This is a genomic window from Flavobacterium sp. (assembly GCF_029242675.1).
Taxonomy (GTDB): domain Bacteria; phylum Bacteroidota; class Bacteroidia; order Flavobacteriales; family Flavobacteriaceae; genus Flavobacterium.
The window spans coordinates 1-2,104 of the sequence record NZ_JAQWTM010000043.1 but is presented as its reverse complement, the minus strand read 5'-3'; the positions used below and the strand labels follow the sequence as shown (position 1 = coordinate 2,104).

Annotated in this window: 2 protein-coding genes; both read right to left on the bottom strand. The window is 38.9% G+C overall.

The genetic code is table 11. From position 1 onward, the window contains the following. Window positions 1-1,156, bottom strand: a 1,156-nt coding sequence (locus P8M54_RS01785) for an amino acid permease (RefSeq protein ID WP_300284344.1), incomplete at its 3' end; no start/stop codon positions are given. Between the two features lie 94 nt (window positions 1,157-1,250). Then, entirely contained in the window at window positions 1,251-2,033 is a 783-nt protein-coding gene (mazG, locus tag P8M54_RS01780) for a nucleoside triphosphate pyrophosphohydrolase (RefSeq protein WP_300284341.1), read from the bottom strand. Window positions 2,034-2,104 lie beyond the last annotated feature (71 nt).

Here is a 2,104-nt window from a genome sequence, read left to right as displayed (position 1 = left end):
CACTTGCCCAAATAAATTGAACCCATAATTCTTTTGCTGGAACCTGATTTTTATTCAACTCCGTAGCTTGTTTAAAAAACAATCCGTCTTTTGCCATAGCGTAAAACAATCTACCTCCGGACAATATCAATCCGCTATTAGCGCCAAAAGTAGACACCATGATCAAGGCTGCCATTACAAAAACACTTACATTACCTAGAATCATCCCTGCTGCAGCAGCACCTACTCTATCGTTGCTGGCAAACATGATTCCGTTTTCAAAAGCGGTCTCAGCTCCTGGAGTTCCTTGCATCGGTAGCAAGGCAAGATAAGCTACATTTGCTAAAATATAGATGATTGTTACTATAAGCGTTCCAAGAAACAAACTACGCGGAATATTCTTTTTTGGTTCCTTAATTTCTCCAGCGATAAAGGTCACATTGTTCCATGCATCACTTGAAAACAAAGAGTTGATCATTGTTGCTCCAGCGGCTCCTAAAATTGCCATGCCTGTTAGTTTCGTAACTGTAACTGTGCCGTTTGTATTAACAACGGTCTTACTCGCTTCCCACATGGTAGCAAAATTGTTTGAGAGAATATCGGTTTGCAAACCAACATACAACCCCAGTACAATCAATGCAAAAAGCGCAATCAACTTAGCTGAGGTAAAGATTAGTTGGACTGTTTTTCCGCTTTGAACACCTTTAGTATTAATAAATGTTAAGAGAATGATACTCAAAACAGCTAGTGCTTTGCTATTGGTAAACGCTAAATTATCACCCATCATAAAAATAACATCATCCAATCTTGGAAAAAATATAGCCGAATAGTTGGCAAAAGTAACCGCTATAGCTGCTATTACTCCTGTTTGAATGACTGTAAAAACGGTCCAGCCATATAAAAAAGAAACGAGCCTACCATAAGCACGCTGTATGTATACGAACTGTCCTCCCGCTTTAGGCATCATTCCTGCAAGTTCGCCATAGCTAAGCGCTGCAGCCACCGTAATTAATCCTGTTACCAACCAAATGACCAACAACCAAGCTGCCGATCCAATATCTCTGGCCATGGCCGAGGTAACAATAAAAATCCCGGAACCTATCATGGAACCCGCAACTAAGCTCGTGGCATCAATTAATCCTAATGAGCGTTTTAACTCGGTTTTGTTTTCTGACATTTTATATTTTAATCTAATTTTAAAAAATAACTACTTATAGTTTTTTAGCTTCTTCCCAATTTAGAGCATATGAAAATCATAGATTTTCTGATTCCTACTTTTTAGGAAGCCGCTTCGCTTCTTCCCAAAAAACATCCATCTCTTCTAAAGTCATGTCCATTAATGGTTTTCCTAATTCTCCAGCTTTACTTTCTAAATACTGAAAACGCTTGATGAATTTTTTATTGGTACGTTCTAAAGCGTCTTCGGGATTAATTTTTAGGAAACGAGCGTAGTTTATCATCGAAAATAAAACATCGCCAAATTCTGCTTCCATTTTATCTTGATCGCCCGCTCTGACTTCCACTTGCAATTCGTCTAATTCCTCCTGCACTTTCTCCCACACTTGCTCAGGTTGCTCCCAGTCGAATCCTACCGCTCGTACCTTCTCTTGTATGCGACTGGCCTTTACTACCGCTGGTAAACTTTTAGGTACTCCTTCCAAAACAGAAGATCTGCCTTCTTTCAATTTTAGCTTTTCCCAATTTTGCTTTACTTCTTCCTCGTCAGCTACTACAGTATCGCTGTAAATATGAGGATGGCGGTGTATTAGTTTTTCGCAGATTTCATTGCAAACATCTGCGATATCAAAATCATTCGTTTCGCTTCCTATCTTCGCATAAAACACAAGGTGCAACATTAAGTCACCTAGCTCTTTCTTTACCTCGACTAAATCATTATCTAAAATAGCGTCCCCAAGTTCATAGGTTTCTTCGATGGTTAAATGACGTAAACTTTGCATGGTTTGCTTTTTGTCCCAAGGACATTTTTCACGCAAATCGTCCATGATATCTAGTAATCTGCCAAAGGCTTCCAATTGCTTTTGTCTTGTGCTCATTTCGTCTTATTTAAATATTTAGGAGTTTCGCTATTGGGTAAAAATAAGAAATCCCACTTTCTAAAGCGTAT

What these genes read in the sequence shown, in the direction of transcription:
- mazG (WP_300284341.1), bottom strand. Translation starts at nt 2,033, where the DNA reads ATGAGCACAAGACAAAAGCAATTGGAAGCCTTTGGCAGATTACTAGAT.